Source organism: Paenibacillus sp. SAF-068, assembly GCF_051967555.1.
Lineage (GTDB): Bacteria > Bacillota > Bacilli > Paenibacillales > Paenibacillaceae > Paenibacillus.
The window spans coordinates 771,973-788,259 of record NZ_JBQCJX010000003.1 but is presented as its reverse complement, the minus strand read 5'-3'; the positions used below and the strand labels follow the sequence as shown (position 1 = coordinate 788,259).

General features: G+C 48.3%; 13 protein-coding genes. 2 read left to right on the top strand and 11 right to left on the bottom strand.

Features of this window, described 5'->3' with window-relative positions; genetic code table 11:
• Positions 1–12 precede the first annotated feature (12 nt).
• Together ACTHPG_RS21100 and ACTHPG_RS21095 are read right to left on the bottom strand one after the other, a co-directional pair.
• Positions 13–741, bottom strand: a complete 729-nt coding sequence (locus ACTHPG_RS21100; protein ID WP_440391369.1) for a polymer-forming cytoskeletal protein — start codon at positions 739–741, stop codon at positions 13–15.
• A 14-nt stretch (positions 742–755) separates the two neighbouring features.
• Entirely contained in the window at positions 756–1,379 is a 624-nt protein-coding gene (locus tag ACTHPG_RS21095) for a YhbD family protein (protein WP_440391368.1), read from the bottom strand.
• A 198-nt stretch (positions 1,380–1,577) separates the two neighbouring features.
• Between ACTHPG_RS21095 and ACTHPG_RS21090 the strand changes: the two genes are divergently transcribed.
• Positions 1,578–2,366 carry an alpha/beta hydrolase gene (locus ACTHPG_RS21090; protein WP_440391367.1) on the top strand — a complete coding sequence of 263 codons (789 nt, stop codon included), beginning with the start codon at positions 1,578–1,580 and terminating at the stop codon, positions 2,364–2,366.
• Between the two features lie 205 nt (positions 2,367–2,571).
• On the opposite strand, the gene argH is transcribed toward ACTHPG_RS21090, so the two are convergent.
• From argH to argC, 7 genes are all read right to left on the bottom strand, one after another.
• Positions 2,572–3,975, bottom strand: a complete 1,404-nt coding sequence (gene argH, locus ACTHPG_RS21085; protein ID WP_440391425.1) for an argininosuccinate lyase — start codon at positions 3,973–3,975, stop codon at positions 2,572–2,574.
• 106 nt (positions 3,976–4,081) lie between these two features.
• On the bottom strand, positions 4,082–5,317 hold the full coding sequence (locus tag ACTHPG_RS21080) for an argininosuccinate synthase (protein WP_017692004.1): 1,236 nt from the start codon (positions 5,315–5,317) through the stop codon (positions 4,082–4,084).
• 157 nt (positions 5,318–5,474) lie between these two features.
• Entirely contained in the window at positions 5,475–6,440 is a 966-nt protein-coding gene (gene argF / locus ACTHPG_RS21075; RefSeq protein WP_440391366.1) for an ornithine carbamoyltransferase, read from the bottom strand.
• 198 nt (positions 6,441–6,638) lie between these two features.
• Complete coding sequence (locus tag ACTHPG_RS21070) at positions 6,639–7,892, bottom strand: aspartate aminotransferase family protein (protein ID WP_440391424.1); 1,254 nt, start codon at positions 7,890–7,892, stop codon at positions 6,639–6,641.
• A gap of 369 nt (positions 7,893–8,261) precedes the next feature.
• Entirely contained in the window at positions 8,262–9,101 is an 840-nt protein-coding gene (gene argB, locus ACTHPG_RS21065) for an acetylglutamate kinase (protein WP_440391365.1), read from the bottom strand.
• A gap of 336 nt (positions 9,102–9,437) precedes the next feature.
• Positions 9,438–10,676 (bottom strand): bifunctional glutamate N-acetyltransferase/amino-acid acetyltransferase ArgJ, encoded by a 1,239-nt coding sequence (argJ, locus tag ACTHPG_RS21060; RefSeq protein WP_440391364.1) that lies wholly within the window; start codon positions 10,674–10,676, stop codon positions 9,438–9,440.
• Positions 10,677–10,808: 132 nt separating this feature from the next.
• The gene (argC, locus tag ACTHPG_RS21055; RefSeq protein ID WP_440391363.1) at positions 10,809–11,858 is read right to left on the bottom strand and encodes an N-acetyl-gamma-glutamyl-phosphate reductase; all 1,050 of its coding nucleotides are present in this window, start codon (positions 11,856–11,858) and stop codon (positions 10,809–10,811) included.
• A 330-nt stretch (positions 11,859–12,188) separates the two neighbouring features.
• Here argC and cls point away from each other — a divergent pair, with 330 nt between their 5' ends.
• Positions 12,189–13,637, top strand: coding sequence for a cardiolipin synthase (gene cls / locus ACTHPG_RS21050; RefSeq protein ID WP_339238109.1), 1,449 nt, complete (start codon positions 12,189–12,191; stop codon positions 13,635–13,637).
• 244 nt (positions 13,638–13,881) lie between these two features.
• On the opposite strand, the gene ACTHPG_RS21045 is transcribed toward cls, so the two are convergent.
• Both ACTHPG_RS21045 and prfB read right to left on the bottom strand, forming a co-directional pair.
• Positions 13,882–14,790 (bottom strand): YitT family protein, encoded by a 909-nt coding sequence (locus ACTHPG_RS21045; protein WP_440391362.1) that lies wholly within the window; start codon positions 14,788–14,790, stop codon positions 13,882–13,884.
• 133 nt (positions 14,791–14,923) lie between these two features.
• Positions 14,924–16,037 (bottom strand): peptide chain release factor 2 gene (prfB, locus tag ACTHPG_RS21040; RefSeq protein ID WP_440391361.1). Its coding sequence is split into 2 segments (ribosomal slippage): positions 14,924–15,964 and positions 15,966–16,037, totalling 1,113 coding nucleotides; the frame shifts between segments, so codons are not numbered across the junction.
• Positions 16,038–16,287 lie beyond the last annotated feature (250 nt).

Sequence of the window (16,287 nt, the reverse complement as noted above, 5' to 3'; positions counted from 1 at the left end):
CCAAATCAAACTTTAAATACGCCGACTGCTACCCACCTTGGCATCCCGATCCACCTCAAGTTCACCCGAGTACTCAACCAGCCTGATGTTACAGCCACGACCGATATGAATGTTGCTTCCCCGCACGATATCAGCTTCGGTATCTTCCAGCACAATCTCATCGCCCTCAATTAAGGATGACTTAAAGGAAGGAGTTCCGCCCAGACCAATACTTTTCCAAAAGCCGTTCTTCTGTTCCTTGCGACGAATATCGATACGCTCTCCGCCAATCTCTTTAGCCGAAGAAGAGGTATGCAGCCTGATCTCTACTGTTCCCGCATTCAGAAAGCCACTGATTTTAATATTGCCCTGAACATTCAGGGACTCGCATTGCACATCGCCTTCAATATCGATCACGCCGCCAATATCAATTCGTTCTCCGTCCACTCTTCCGCGTACGGTACACTTTCCGTTCACTTCGAGCTCAGGGCTATGAAGATCTCCGTTAATTGTCGTCATGCCATCCACACGAACACGCGAACTGGTCAAAGGGCCGTTCAGCGTACACATGCCGTTGATCGTTGCACTTTCGGAGTTCAAGCCGCCATGCATCTTCAATGTTCCATTCACTTCCATAGAGGTACAGTCCAGGTTGCCGTTCACCTTAGCCATGCCATCAATAGATACACGGTGAAAATTCCCGCCTGCCGTTTGACTTATGCCCGCCACATTCAGATCATTCCGCTTATTCCGCTCTTCCATAGATGATCCTCTCCCTATCCCAATTTGAGTTTTAATTCTTCCATAAATGTTCCCATCGACTGCTTAAGAACCACTTTCACACCATTGTCAAAATAAAACTCCGTTCCTGCTGCAACCAGCATGAATGAAGGAACCCCCATCTTGCGAATAAGCACGAGTTCGCTGGGTTTGCCTGTGAAACGATAATAATGTTCGGACATCACATCAATGAGTACGCCACCCTCTTGCCTTGTAATGTCTCCGCTCATTAATAACTGATCAACGACGTAGAGCATCATAATCTGCTCCAAAGCATACAGCGGTTGTTCCCGCCCTGCCTCTTTCAACAGATCCAGCGATATTTGTGAAACAATGTTTCGCTCTAACAGTTGTTGTGCAGACATCTCCACGTCACCCAACGTAGGTGAGAACACGTCAGCCAGCTCATCCAGCGACAATCCGTCTTTCATATTGAGTATCTTGTCTATGCGAAGTAATATCTGCTGTTTCGGAAAAAAGGTCTCTTGTCCGGTGTAGGACGACTTCCGAATGAACCATTCTTCCGGAATGAGATTTTTCCGCTTCCAGCGGTATAACTGGCCGTATGAGATTCCTGTCAGGTCCAGCAATTCTTTCTTGGAGATCAAATCATCCGTCATATACACTCACTCCTCTTGTTAAAAACAGTGTAACATAACATTGTTACGTTGTAAATCAATCTTGTTATTGCAATGGCAGAGCATTGCGTATAACCTGTTACATATACACACTTGAAGTTTCAGACATCCAGATTTCATCTCATCATCTCAAATTAGAACATGTGTTCAACGAACTTATGAAAGGGGTTTCTTTTACTCATGGCACTTATTAAATGTGATTTTTACTCGGATACACTTGGATTGAGCACCAGCATGCATGTCATTCTGCCGCAACAAACCCACAATCAGATCGGTATGGAGAATGTGACCGGCAAAGGACTGCATCCCACCCTGTACCTGTTACATGGTCTATCTGATGATGATTCCATCTGGCTGCGCCGGACTTCCATCGAACGTTATGTAGCCAACCTCGGTATCGCTGTTGTTATGCCACAGGTACATCGCAGCTTCTATACGGATATGGTGGAAGGCGGAAAGTACTGGACGTTTATCAGCGAGGAACTGCCAACGCTCGCCCGCTCTTTCTTCCCACTGTCGCATCAACGCGAGGATAACTATGTCGCTGGTCTGTCCATGGGTGGATATGGTGCATTCAAGCTGGCCCTTCGCAAACCGGATCAATACGCTGCAGCTGCAAGTTTGTCCGGAGCACTCGATATGTCTGCACATATGGATAGAAACGCATCCTCAGCATTACAACAGACAGAGTTACAGCGGATTTTCGGACCCGATGTGACAGGTACAGAGAACGATCTGATCCATCTGTTAAAAGAATATCAATCTGGCGAAAGCCCAAGACCTTTGCTCTACCAATGTTGCGGAACGGAAGATTTCCTGTATGAGGACAATCAAACTTTCCGTCAAGCCTGCGAACAAACAAACTTCGAATTGACGTACGAGGAAGGGCCTGGTGAACATGAATGGGGCTACTGGGATGCCAAGATCCAGGATGTATTGAAATGGTTGCCTTTGCCCAAGCGCGATTAGTAGAGCATTAATAGCCGCTTTAGACAATGAAGACGGCACGGTATTCCGATGACATAACAACCTTCCGTTTCTATGGAGTTGGAACGAACGATCTATATCACATTGCTGTAAAACACAAAAAAAGCAGGCCGTTGAGAACAAAGTTCTCTGGCCTGCTTCTTTATTGTACTGTCTTATCTGTAAGATACCTATCGTACCCGTGGTATTAACCGCGGTTCGTAATCCATTGCTCGGTGATTTCCAGTACCTTCTCACTGCGTGCAATGGCTTCAGCAACTTGACCCGAAGCTGTTCCACCGTAGACATTACGAGCGTTTACTACCGCTTCCGGTTGAAGCACGTCATAGATGCGTTCATCAAACAGCGGTGAGAACTGCTTGAATTCATCGATCGTCAGATCCAGCAAATACTTGCTGTTCTGGATGCAGTACAGCACCGTTTTGCCAATCACTTCATGCGCCTGACGGAAAGGCAAACCTTCGCCTACGAGGAAGTCGGCAATATCTGTAGCGTTGGAGAAATCCTGGTTGACCGCTTGACGCATACGATCCTTGTTCACGGTCATTGTCGCGATCATTGGAGCAAACAGTTGAAGTGCACCTTCCAGCGTTGCTACCGTATCGAACATGCCTTCTTTGTCTTCCTGCATGTCTTTGTTGTATGCCAGTGGAAGAGACTTCAGTACTGTCAGCAAACCAATCAGGTTGCCGTACACACGTCCTGTTTTACCACGAACAAGTTCAGGAACGTCCGGGTTTTTCTTCTGAGGCATAATGCTGCTGCCTGTGCAGAACGCATCATCCAGTTCAACGAATCCAAACTCCGTGCTGCTCCACAAGACCAACTCTTCACTCAGACGGGACAAGTGAGTCATGATCAGGGAAGCGGCTGCCAGGAACTCAACGATGAAGTCACGGTCGCTTACTGCGTCCAGACTGTTCTCGTACACCCCATCGAAGCCCAGTTGTTCCGCCACAAAATGACGGTCGATCGGGAAGGTTGTGCCAGCGAGCGCACCTGCACCCAGCGGCAGGATGTTAATGCGTTTGTAACTGTCCATCAGACGCTCCGCATCCCGTTGGAACATGGATACATACGCCATCAGGTGATGGGCGAACAGTATCGGCTGTGCCCGTTGAAGGTGCGTATAACCCGGTACGATGGTATCGAGGTTATCTTTGGCTTGTCCGATCAACGCTTCCTGCAAGGAATGCAGCATGCCTACAAAGCCAACCACACGCTCACGCAGATACAAGTGCATATCCGTTGCAACCTGGTCATTCCGGCTACGGCCTGTATGTAATTTGCCGCCTACAGGGCCAATCGTCTCAATCAGGTTTTTCTCAATGTTCATGTGGATGTCTTCATCCGATACGGAGAATTCCACTTCGCCCGCACGGATTTTGTGCAGAACGGTGATTAGACCTTCTTTAATTGATTCCACATCTTCCGCCGGAAGAATGCCGCATTTGCCCAGCATTGTTACATGAGCCAGACTACCCTGAATGTCTTCCTCAGCCAAAGCTTTGTCAAAATTGATTGATGCCGTATATTCCTCAACCAAATGATTGGTTTGTTTCGTAAAACGTCCTCCCCACAGCTTGCTCACAGTGAGTACTCCCCTTTCGCTCATGGACAAAGCCGCTCCTGCCAGATGTGCAAGAACGGCCTGCCTTGTCAATTATATTAATGTCGCTCTAATATGCAGGTTGAACTTAGTTTTTGTTTTGCTCCACGCCGGAGTTTACTTTCAAACGCAGTGCGTTCAGGCGGATAAAGCCTGTTGCATCCCCTTGATCGTAAGCTTGTGTTGGATCAGCTTCCATCGTTGCGATGTCCGGATTGTAGAGGCTGACAGGACTTTTCACACCTGCGCCGATGATGTTACCTTTGTACAGCTTCACACGTACCGTACCTGTTACGTTCTTCTGGCTTTCAGTTACCAGCGCTTGTAATGCAAGACGCTCTGGTGCGAACCAGAAACCGTTGTATACCAGGGTGCTATAACGTGTGATCAGGCTATCACGCAGGTTCATCACTTCACGATCCATCGTGATGGATTCCATTTTGCGATGTGCAGTAAACAAGATCGTTCCACCCGGTGTTTCGTATACGCCACGGCTCTTCATACCCACAAAACGGTTTTCAACCATATCTACACGGCCGATACCATGTTTGCCACCCAGCTCGTTCAATTGCTCCATCACTTGCAATGGGCTCAAACGCTCACCGTTCAGCGCAACACAATCGCCTTGTTCGAACTCCAGTTCAACATATTCTGCTTGATCTGGTGCATCTTCAGGTGCACTGCTCAACAGGAACATGTCTTTGTTCTCGTCCGCACTTGGATCGAACCAAGGATCTTCGAGCACACCGCTCTCATAGCTGATATGCAGCAGATTACGGTCTGTTGAATACGGTTTAGCCGCGGATGCGGTTACTGGAATGCCATGTTTCTCAGCATACGCGATCATCTCGGCACGTCCCGGGAACTGGTTACGGAATTCTTCCAGACGCCAAGGTGCAATGACATTAATGTCTGGTGTCAGCGCGGCCGCGTTCAGCTCAAAGCGAACTTGGTCATTTCCTTTACCCGTAGCGCCGTGAGCGATGGCTGTAGCACCTTCTGCACGAGCGATATCCACCATGCGTTTAGCGATCAGTGGACGAGCGATACTTGTACCGAGCAGGTATTGTCCTTCATAGAGGGCACCCGCCTGGAACATCGGATAGATGAAATCTTTGGCGAATTCATCGCGCAGATCGTCGATGTATACTTTGGAAGCGCCTGTTGCCAGTGCTTTTTCCTCCAAGCCGTCCAATTCATCCTTTTGTCCAATGTCTGCTGTGAATGCGATAATCTCTGCATCATACGTTTCTTTCAACCATTTCAAAATTACGGATGTGTCCAACCCGCCTGAATATGCGAGTACAATTTTTTCCTTAGCCATGTTCGATGGTCCTCCCCAAGATCAGTTAAGTTAAACAGAGCCTTCATACACTGAATCCTACGAGCTTCTTGTTTAATTAACTTTTTAAAGTACATTATAGATGAATCTATCATCGCGAAATCTTCGCCTAAAATCAACCCGTAAAGGCAAACAGCCTCTATTCGCTCATTAACGCAGCCATCAATGCTTTCTGTGCATGCAAGCGATTCTCCGCCTGATCAAAGATCAGGGAGTTCGGTCCGTCAATTACACCGGCACTCACTTCTTCGCCGCGGTGTGCTGGCAGACAGTGCAGGAACATGTAGTCCGGCTTCGCGCCTTTCATCAGTTCCTCATCCACTTGGTATGCCGCAAACGCCTTCTCACGAATCTTCTGCTCTTCTTCAAAGCCCATGCTTGCCCATACATCCGTGTACACGATATCTGCATCTTTCGCTGCTTCTTGTGCACTGTAGGTTACCGTCACTTCAGAACCGCTCTCTTGTGCAATAATACGCGCCTGCTCCACAACCGCACCATCCGGCTCATAGCCTTCTGGCGTTGCTACAGCAACATGCATACCCATTTTCGCTGCACCGAGCATCAGGGAGTGTGCCATATTGTTGCCATCTCCGATGTAAGCCATTTTCAAACCTGCTAGCTTGCCTTTGTGCTCCAGCACCGTTTGGAAGTCGGCCAGTACCTGACAAGGATGCGCTGCATCGCTCAGGCCGTTAATAACCGGAACATCCGCATGCTCTGCCAGTTCAGTTACATTATGGTGTCCAAAGGTACGGATCATGATGCCGTCCAGGTAACGGGACAATACTTTGGCTGTATCATGTGTGGTTTCCCCACGACCCAACTGGATATCATTTTTGCTCAGGAAGAGCGCGTGTCCACCCAATTGGAACATGCCCACTTCAAAGGATACACGCGTACGTGTAGATGATTTTTCAAAAATAAGTCCGATCGTTTTGCCTTTCAACGGTTGAAAAGGTACACCGCTTTTTTGCTTGCCTTTAATCTCGATCGCGAGATCAAGCAGATAACGAATCTCCTCTGCCGTGTAGTCCGTGAACTCGATAAAATCCCGGCCTCTCAGATCAATCTTCTGAACCTTTTCCGTCTGTTGTGCTGTCATCTATATGTCCTCCTTATTTCCGGTTCCCTGCACCCGCATAGGCAGAAGAGCGGGCAATGTCGATACTTTGTCGGGGTGCTTCTCACGTTTATTCATCTCGGCCTTCTGCAAGTTCACCACGCGGCTACAGGGATTCATCATCTCGTTCTGCTTCGAGGCCGGTAATGGCCCCGAGACAGAAAGGTTATCATGTTTATATTAGGCTTTCGCCGCTACGTGCTCTTCGATCAGTGTCGCTACCAGGGATACTGCCTCGTCGATCTCTTCTTTGCTCACATACAGGTTTGGAAGCAAACGAATCACATTCGGTCCTGCAGAGACGAACAAGATACCGCGTTTTTGTCCAGCAACTACAATATCACCTACCGGCTCAGCACATTCGATGCCAACGAGCAATCCCAAGCCACGAACTTCCTTCACAAAGGAGTTGCCTGCCAAACGCTCCCGCAGCGAGCTCATCAGGTATTCACCCATTTCCGCTGCACGCTCTGGCAAACGATCTTCCAGCATCGTTTCAATGGTTGCAATCACAACGGATGAAGCAAGTGGCGTTCCGCCAAATGTCGTCGCATGACTACCAGGTGTGAACGCATCCCGCAGGAAACCTTTACCCAGCATCGCGCCTACAGGGAAGCCACTGCCGATACCTTTGGCAACGGTGAACACGTCTGGCTCAATGCCATAATGTTCGTGTGCAAACAATTTACCTGTACGTCCCATTCCGGTCTGCACTTCATCCACAATGAGTAACAACCCGTGCTCGTCACACAGTTTCCGAACATGCTTGACGAATTCCGGTTCAACCGGATATACCCCACCCTCGGCCTGAACCATCTCCAGCATTATCGCTGCAGTGTTGGGTCCAATTGACGCTTCGAGTGCAGGGATATCATGAAGAGGAACAGTTACAAACCCGGCTGGCAATGGCAAAAATCCTTCTTTCACCTTATCCTGTCCGGTTGCTGTCAGTGTAGCGAGTGTCCGTCCATGAAAAGATTGGGCAAATGTGATCACTTCATAGCGATCTGTTCCTTTTACCTTCTGGTGATACCGACGGGCTACCTTAATAGCCGCTTCGTTCGCTTCGGCACCACTGTTACAGAAGAACACGGCATCAGCGCATGTATTGGCTGTCAGCAATGCTGCTGCCTTCTCCTGGCCCGGAATCTGGAACAGGTTGGATACATGCCATAGCTCATCAATCTGAGCTTTCAACTTGGCTCCGACTTTCTCCGGCGCATGGCCCAGGCTGGTTACAGCGAGTCCGCACATGAAATCGAGGTAACGGTTGCCCTGATCATCCCATAGCCAGCTGCCCTTACCTTTGACCAGACTGATTGGATAACGCGCATACGTTTGAAAAAGCGAGCTTTCCGTCTGTGCAGCTGCACCTGTTGCTGCTACACCTGCTACCGCTGTGCCAGAACCTGGCTGTTCGTTGCCTTTTGCCATCACCATATCACTCCTATTGGTTGGTGCAACGGCAATCATATAAGAGCCCTGACTTACACTAGACCACTCCGATTGCAGAACCATCTTTTGAACGCCTGCATACTCCACTTCGATGACAGAACAACCTTCCGATCGCTGTTATCCCCGGATTTTTTTGATTAATTGTTTAAAGGTCGAAATCCGGGGATAAAGGCGCACGCTTCGCTTCTTCAGGTTATTTCTGTCCTCTACGGTATGCATTTTTATTCTTCAGTTTGGTTCTGCACCCTACGTTATTGTGTGTGTAATATTAGATTTCTTATATAAAAAAGCCGTGCACATATTTTTTATTTACTATCAGATCATGAAGACCCTAGCACACTCAGAAAATTATTGCATACGGATGATTCTTGTTCCGATGATTTCTCCGCCGAGCACACGGCTCAGGATCTGGGGTTCGCTTCCATCTACGATGATGACCTCACGTACTTGACCATGGATACAGGCGATTGCTGCACGCACTTTGGGAATCATGCCGCCATAGATTTCTCCGGTCTGAATCATGTCCTCAATCTCCTGTACAGAGACGGATGACAGTACTTTTTTCTCACCGCCTACGTTCTTCATGATGCCAGGAACGTCTGTCACGACAATCATCCGACTCACGCCGAGATGAGACGCCACTGCACCCGCAGCTGTATCTGCGTTAATGTTGTAGCGCTGTCCGGTTGCATCTACACCAACTGGTGCGATAATCGGCATGTAACCCATGTTCACGATGCCTTGGATAATCCCTGCGTTCACACCAGTGACATCGCCTACCCAACCGATTTCTGCGTGGTTTGTAACAGGTTTAGCCTGAATCAGGCCTCCGTCCACACCAGACAAGCCCAGTGCACGACCTCCCACACGTTGAATCAGACGCACGATTTGTTTGTTGATACTGCCCGCAAGCACCATCTCCACTACGTCCAGCACCGGTTCAGTCGTCTTGCGTAGACCGTTAACGAACTCGGTTTCGATACCAAGCTTCGCCAGGTTATCCGAGATCGCAGGACCTCCGCCATGCACGATCACCGGCTGCGTACCCTGAGACTGCAAATCACGCAGATCCGCGAAGAAAGATTCCGGCAATGCTGCCAGCGTGCTGCCTCCACATTTCATGACAAACATCTGTTTCTCTGTGCTCGCTTCCGTTGCGGTACTCTTGTTTGGCATTGTTGAATTCATGAGGGCAAGCTCCTATCATAGTAAAAATTATATTCAAAAAAATATAACACTTTTATACGGTCACAAAGCCTGGTAGGAGTCCATTCCGAATTCGGATTGTTCTTTCGATCGCTGTTGTCTCCAGGTATCTTGAATTATCCCTATATAGGGGAACACCCGGAGACAAAGGCGACCGCTCTGCTTCTGCAGAATCAATTCCGTCTTCTCCATTACTATCGCTATATGTCCAACACCAAACAACAAGTTTAAATTTCATTGATAATTTTTGAAACATCTCACGAAACAGTTTCACAATAGAAGACAGCTGTTTCGCAAAATCTTTAACCCAAAAGTTTATTAAGTGCGGTATGCGGCGTTAATTCGGACGTAGTCATACGTCAGGTCACAGCCCCAGGCTCTTGCTGTTCCTTCGCCGTGGTGCAGATCCACCACAATACGAACCGTATCCGTCTGTAAATAGGCCAATGCCGCTTCTTCGTCAAACACGACAGGACGGGACTGTTCAAGTACCGAGATCTCTCCCAAACGGATATTTACCGTATCCGGGTTCACTGGCTGTCCTGCACGTCCTACGGCTGCAATAATCCGTCCCCAGTTGGCGTCAGCGCCGAACATGGCGGATTTCACCAGACTGGACCCGATAACCGTTTTGGCAATCGCTTGCGCGGATTCATCACTTACCGCACCTGTAACTTCTACCTCAACCAGTTTGGTTGCTCCTTCACCATCGCGAGCAATGGCTTTGGCCAACACTTGGCATACATAGGTGAAGCCGGCTGCAAAAGCGTCCCAATCCGGATGATCTGTGGTCAGCTCTTCATTGCCTGCATATCCACTGGACATGGCTACCAGCATGTCGTTCGTACTTGTATCCCCATCGACAGTAATCATGTTGAATGTATGATTGGTTGCCTGGCGCAGCAGGCGCTGCAACGCTTCTGCACCAATGACCGCGTCAGAGGTCATGAATGCGAGCATCGTCGCCATATTCGGATGAATCATCCCCGAGCCTTTGGCGGCACCTGCAATCGTAACCGTCTTGCCGTTAACCATAACGGAGACGCAGGCTTCCTTTTTCACCAAATCCGTTGTCAGAATCGCTTGTGAAAATTGTTCCGCCTCATTCGACTCCTTGCCCATATGCGCCGGAAGGCCGGTAATACCTGAATGCACAGCATCCATTTTGAGCAATTCCCCAATGACACCTGTGGAGGCCACAGCTACGTCCTCTTCTGCCACACCCAACTCACGCGCAGCGGCCGATCGCATCGCATAGGCATCTTCTTCCCCTTGTTGACCTGTACATGCATTGGCATTCCCACTATTAACGATGACAGCTTGAAGGCGTCCATTGCTCAGGCTTTCACGCGTTACTTTGAGTGGCGCTGCCTGAAACACGTTCGTTGTATACACAGCAGCAGCTGTTGCCGGTACATCACAGCGGATCGCTCCGATGTCATTGCGAGATGTCTTTTTCAATCCACAGTGAAGTCCACCCGCAGTGAACCCCCCAGGGGTTACAATCGTTCCGTTCTCAATTACGGTAAAACTCTTTTGCTCCACATTCGTTCCCATATCATATCCCCCGTATGCGTTCAGCTATATGCCGATGATCCGCTGCTTAACCTGACCCAATCTCCCCAAGTGGCTCCGAGAATGCACTTAAATTTTACAACGAATATTTCAGTGCCTTCCGAATTCCAATCCCTATGGATATACCGGTGTCATGTTCAGCCCGAGGTTCTCCTCCCATCCCATCATCAGGTTCATATTTTGAATCGCTTGCCCGGAAGCACCCTTCACCAGGTTGTCGATGACCGAAATAATCGTCAAACGCCCTGTGCGAGGATCCACCGCAAATCCGATATCACAATAGTTGGATCCGTACACTTCTTTGGTAGAAGGCCAGATGCCCGGTTCACGTACACGTACGAAAGGTCTGTTCTCATAATATTTGCGATACAAGTCCACGATCTCCCGGTCGCTGTGTTCCCCAAGGAGTGTTGCATACATCGTACTCATGATTCCACGCGTCATTGGTACCAGATGTGTGGTGAAGGTAACCGTAACAGGCGTTCCCGTTATGTTGCCAAGCACTTGTTCGATCTCGGGAATATGTTGGTGTTTGTTGAGTTTATAGGCTTTGAAATTCTCATTCATCTCTGCATAATGGTTCGTCAGACTTGTTCCGCGCCCTGCACCGGACACACCTGATTTGGCATCAATAATAATAGTAGAAGGATCAATCCAGCCTGCCTCTACGGCAGGGATCAGTCCAAGAAGTGTGGCTGTTGGATAACAGCCGGGGTTGGAAATAAAATTCTGTCCCTTCACCTTTTCACCGAATACTTCAGCCATACCATACACCGCTTGTTCCAACAAATCAGCTGGAGGCGCCGGATGTTTATACCACTCTTCGTATACTGTCCCATCCTTCAGTCTGAAATCGCCAGACAAATCAATAACCTTAAGCCCTGCTGCCAGCAGGCTTGGTACGAGTTTTGCACTTACGCCGGACGGGGTCGCTGTGAATACCAGATCTGCACGACTCGCTATCTCAGCCGGATCTACGCCGTCGAGTGGCCTGTGAATCACGTCCGTCAAATGCGGAAATCCATCTGCGATGGACTCACCACTGCTCGATGATGAGATCACCGATGTGATTTCAACCTGCGGATGGTTCTGGAAAAAACGAATCAGTTCCACCCCGCCGTAGCCGGTGGAACCGACGATTGCTACTTTTAATTTGTTATTCACTCTCGCTCCCCCAATCTCGATGTATGCGCTACTTGTGCTATGCCCTTGCATGAATGTGGCCCGAACACAGCAATTCCGTCGCTTATATGCATATTTGTGTATTATTATACGACTCTGGTTATATAAATACAACACTCTATCATCAATTTCACATGGATTTCCATCGAATCCGAACATATCTTTTTTATCATCCGGGACGAACAGGTATACTTCTGTTAAAATACGTATTAGTAGGAAACATTACAATCAGGGTCTCATTCATAACTAACCTGCTAATCAAGGACATATGAATAGATTCATGATGGTCATTATGAGACGTGGGGGACTATAGTGCATATCGAATCCATTTTACTTATTGTACTCCTGGGCCTGAATATTATTTTTGCGGCAGCAGTCGTTTTCTTCGAACGGAAGGATGCCAGCGCTTCCTGGGCTTGGCTGCTCGTCTTGAACTTTATTCCAGTGTTTGGGTTTGTACTTTATCTTTTAACCGGTCAGAACCTGACTCGATACCGGCTTTTCCAGTGGAAGGAACGCAAGAAGCTCGGGCTCGAGGAACGTATTGAAGCCCAGCTCGCACAGTTGCACGATAACCGTACCCCTTTCCGCAACCAGGCAACCGAGAGTAGCCAGGACATGATCTATATGAACCTGAAGCAGAACGGCGCCCTGCTGACAGAGGATAATGCGGTTGAGATCATTACGGACGGTACCGACAAATTCCAGCGGCTCTTGGATGACATCGAAGCGGCCAAGGATCACGTGCACGTGCAATACTACATTTATAGAGGCGACCGTCTGGGCAAAAGAATTCGGGACGCACTCATCCGCAAAGCGCGGGAAGGCATCAAAGTTCGTTTGCTGTATGATGCGCTCGGCTCGCGGCGGGTATCCAAACGCTTTTTCAAAGAATTGCGCGAAGCAGGTGGTTTGGTTGAAGTCTTTTTCCCATCCAAATTCAGTCTGATCAACTTGCGTATGAACTATCGTAATCACCGGAAGATTGTCATCATTGATGGTAACCTTGGATACACGGGCGGATTTAATGTTGGTGATGAGTATCTTGGTTTGAACTCGAAATTCGGTTACTGGCGCGACACACATCTGCGTATTCAGGGGAATGCCGTTCATGCCTTGCAGACCCGTTTCCTCCTGGATTGGAATGAAGCGTCCAAACAGCATGATACGCCTTATGTTCCTGCACATTTCCCTCATATCGAGGGTACGGGTAACACTGCCATGCAGATTGTCTCCAGTGGACCGGATGCAGAGACTGAGCATATCAAGAACAGTTATCTCAAGATGATTAATGGTGCCAAACATTCGATTTTGATCCAAACGCCTTATTTCATCCCGGATGCCAGCGTATTCGAAGCCATACGCCTCGCGTGTCTGTCCGGTATCGATGTTCGCATTATGATCCCGAATAAACCAGACCATGCCTTCGTCTATTGGGCAACGTTATCGTATATTGGTGAGTTGTTGAAGGTTGGCGCCAAAGTATTTATATATGACAATGGCTTCATTCATGCCAAAACACTTATCATTGACAGCTTGGTTGCATCCGTGGGAACCGCCAATATCGATTACCGCAGTTTCCGGCTGAACTTTGAGGTGAATGCTTTTATGTACGATGAGACGATTGCGACAGCACTTGTACAAACCTTTGAGCACGACCTGCATGTATCGCGGGAAATGACGCTTGAGGAATACCAAAAACGCAGTCTGATCATCCGCTTCAAAGAAGCGATTTCCCGTCTGTTATCTCCGATTCTGTAGTGGTGGCACTCCGATGACAGAACATCCTTCCGAAGTAGCTTTCTTTCAGAAAGCTTTTAGGCGAACGTTCCACTTCTTCAGGATATTTCTGTCCTCTCCGTTATGTGAAATGTTAAGTTGAACTTTTAAGAATAGAAAAGCAGGTACTCCCTCTTCGTTATCTCAGAGAAGGGTGTACCTGCTTTTTATTTTGAACTTTCAAACTTATGAGCCTGTATGGCTCACTCGCTATTTTCATACCCGTTCACACATGTTCTCCCCGCTTAAAGCCTTCGCCGAGCACTTCGTGCGCATTACTGATAATGACAAAAGCTCCCGGGTCCACGGACCGGATCAACGCTTTGAGTCTTGGCACCTCATTTTGTCCAACCACTACCATCAGTACTGTTCGTTGATCGTCGGTGTACCCGCCTTTGGCCTCCAGCTTCGTTAAGCCACGATCCAGGTCATCCAGAATTACTTTGCTGATTGCTTCCGTCTGGTTGGAGATAATATAAGCCACCTTGGAGAAGCCGAGCCCCATCTCAACCGCATCGATCACTTTACCGGTAACATACAACCCAATCAGCGCATAGAGAGACTGCTCCAACGATAATACAAATGCAGCCATAATGATAACGGTGGCATCCATAATTACAACACAGAGAGAGTAACTTAGCCCGCTGTATTTCTGTACGATTCTGGCAAGAATGCTCATGCCCCCTGTTGATCCTCTACCTCGATATACAATGCCGATCCCCAGACCCACGCCAATTCCACCGTACAGAGAACCAAGAAGCGGATTCGTTGTTGGTATGGCCCAATCCTTCGTTAGATAGACCAGTAAGGGCAGGACAATACTGCCGAGAACTGAACGGATCCCATACTGTTTGCCAATGAGCAGAAACCCTGCAATCAGCAGGGGGATGTTAATTGCCCACTGCGTATAAGCCGGCTCCCAATTGAGCCATTCCTTGCCCAGGATGGATAATCCGGACACCCCACCTGAAGCGATTTGATTCGGTAATAGAAATAAATTAAAGGCTACTGCGATTAAAAATGAACCTACAATGATGGATAACGTATCCACGACGTTTCTCCAGGGCCCGTTTAGGGGAATGAGGCTGATTAACCCCTTTTTGCGATGATTATGAAATTGTGATCGTTGTTGCATGTTCTCGTGCGCTCCTTTGTTGTGACTGATCAGTTGTTCGTTCATTAACATACACCCTATAAAATCATTCAAAAAAAAGCCCCTGTATAGACCAGCATACGCCTAGACGTAAGGGTCCATACAGGAACTTCTATTAATCGTTCTCTACTTTAATCTGGCTACGCAAATAACCATCGATGAATGCATCGAGGTCGCCGTCCATTACTGCTCCTGTGTTTCCTGTCTCTACGCTTGTACGGTGATCCTTTACCATACTATAGGGATGGAACACATAGGAGCGAATCTGGCTACCCCATGAAATATCCGACTGATCTCCTCGGATTTCATCCAGCTGTTGTTTTTGCTCTTCAATTTTACGCTCATACAATTTCGAACGAAGCATCGTCATCGCTCGCTCACGGTTCTTAATCTGTGAACGTTCATTCTGACACGTTACAACTACGCCTGTCGGAAGGTGAGTGATCCGCACGGCAGAGTCGGTGGTATTGATATGTTGTCCACCCGCACCACTTGCCCTGTACGTATCGATCTTGAGATCCTCTGTACGGATGTCCACTTCAATCGTATCATCAATCTCCGGTACCACATCACAGGATACGAAGGACGTATGTCTACGGCCCGATGAGTCAAAAGGAGAGATCCGCACCAATCGGTGTACACCCTTCTCGGCTTTTAGATAACCATAAGCGTTATGTCCCTTGATCGACAACGTCACACTCTTGATCCCAGCCTCGTCACCTGGCAGATAATCCAATACCTCAACCTTGAAGCCACGCTTCTCGGACCAACGTGTATACATCCGGAGCAACATCTGTCCCCAATCCTGGGACTCGGTGCCACCCGCACCCGGGTGAAGCTCCAAAATCGCATTCATCTTGTCGTATGGTTGATTCAGTAGAAGCTGAAGTTCGAACTCTGCGACCTTATTCACGATCGCGGTAATACTGTTACCAATCTCGGTAGCAAGATCTTCGTCGCCTTCTTCATCCGCCAGCTCTATCATCATCACTGCATCATCATAGTCCTGTTGGAGCTTGGTGTATTGATCCACCGATCCCTTCACCGCATTTAGCTCAGCGATGATGGATTGCGCCTTGTCACTATCGTCCCAGAAATCCGGGGCAGACATCTTCACTTCGAAGTTGCCGATCATCTCTTGCTTCAGATCTAAGTCAAAGAGACCCCCTAAGGTTTGTTAGTTTCTTGCCTATTTCACGCAGGTCATGCTTCACGTTTGGATCGATCATGTGCAATTCCTCTTTTCATTAAGATAAGCTCCCCGCATCCAGGGGATTCCGCCAGATCAAGTAACGGATGCGCCACCGTGGTGTTGAGACAACTGTTTTCAGTCTATCTCTTCTCCATGTTCATGGTCATATGATTATAACTATGCACCATTCACCGGTTTTGCATCCTTCACTTCATCTATGGAATACCCGGCTGCAAGGAGCCGTTCATGTCATGCTATGTAAGTTGACCTAGTAACTGTTACACCTG

What these genes read in the sequence shown, in the direction of transcription:
- ACTHPG_RS21100 (WP_440391369.1), bottom strand. Translation starts at nt 741, where the DNA reads ATGGAAGAGCGGAATAAGCGGAATGATCTGAATGTGGCGGGCATAAGT.
- ACTHPG_RS21095 (WP_440391368.1), bottom strand. Translation starts at nt 1,379, where the DNA reads ATGACGGATGATTTGATCTCCAAGAAAGAATTGCTGGACCTGACAGGA.
- ACTHPG_RS21090 (WP_440391367.1), top strand. Translation starts at nt 1,578, where the DNA reads ATGGCACTTATTAAATGTGATTTTTACTCGGATACACTTGGATTGAGC.
- ACTHPG_RS21080 (WP_017692004.1), bottom strand. Translation starts at nt 5,317, where the DNA reads ATGGCTAAGGAAAAAATTGTACTCGCATATTCAGGCGGGTTGGACACA.
- argF (WP_440391366.1), bottom strand. Translation starts at nt 6,440, where the DNA reads ATGACAGCACAACAGACGGAAAAGGTTCAGAAGATTGATCTGAGAGGC.
- ACTHPG_RS21070 (WP_440391424.1), bottom strand. Translation starts at nt 7,892, where the DNA reads ATGGCAAAAGGCAACGAACAGCCAGGTTCTGGCACAGCGGTAGCAGGT.
- argB (WP_440391365.1), bottom strand. Translation starts at nt 9,101, where the DNA reads ATGAATTCAACAATGCCAAACAAGAGTACCGCAACGGAAGCGAGCACA.
- argJ (WP_440391364.1), bottom strand. Translation starts at nt 10,676, where the DNA reads ATGGGAACGAATGTGGAGCAAAAGAGTTTTACCGTAATTGAGAACGGA.
- ACTHPG_RS21045 (WP_440391362.1), bottom strand. Translation starts at nt 14,790, where the DNA reads ATGCAACAACGATCACAATTTCATAATCATCGCAAAAAGGGGTTAATC.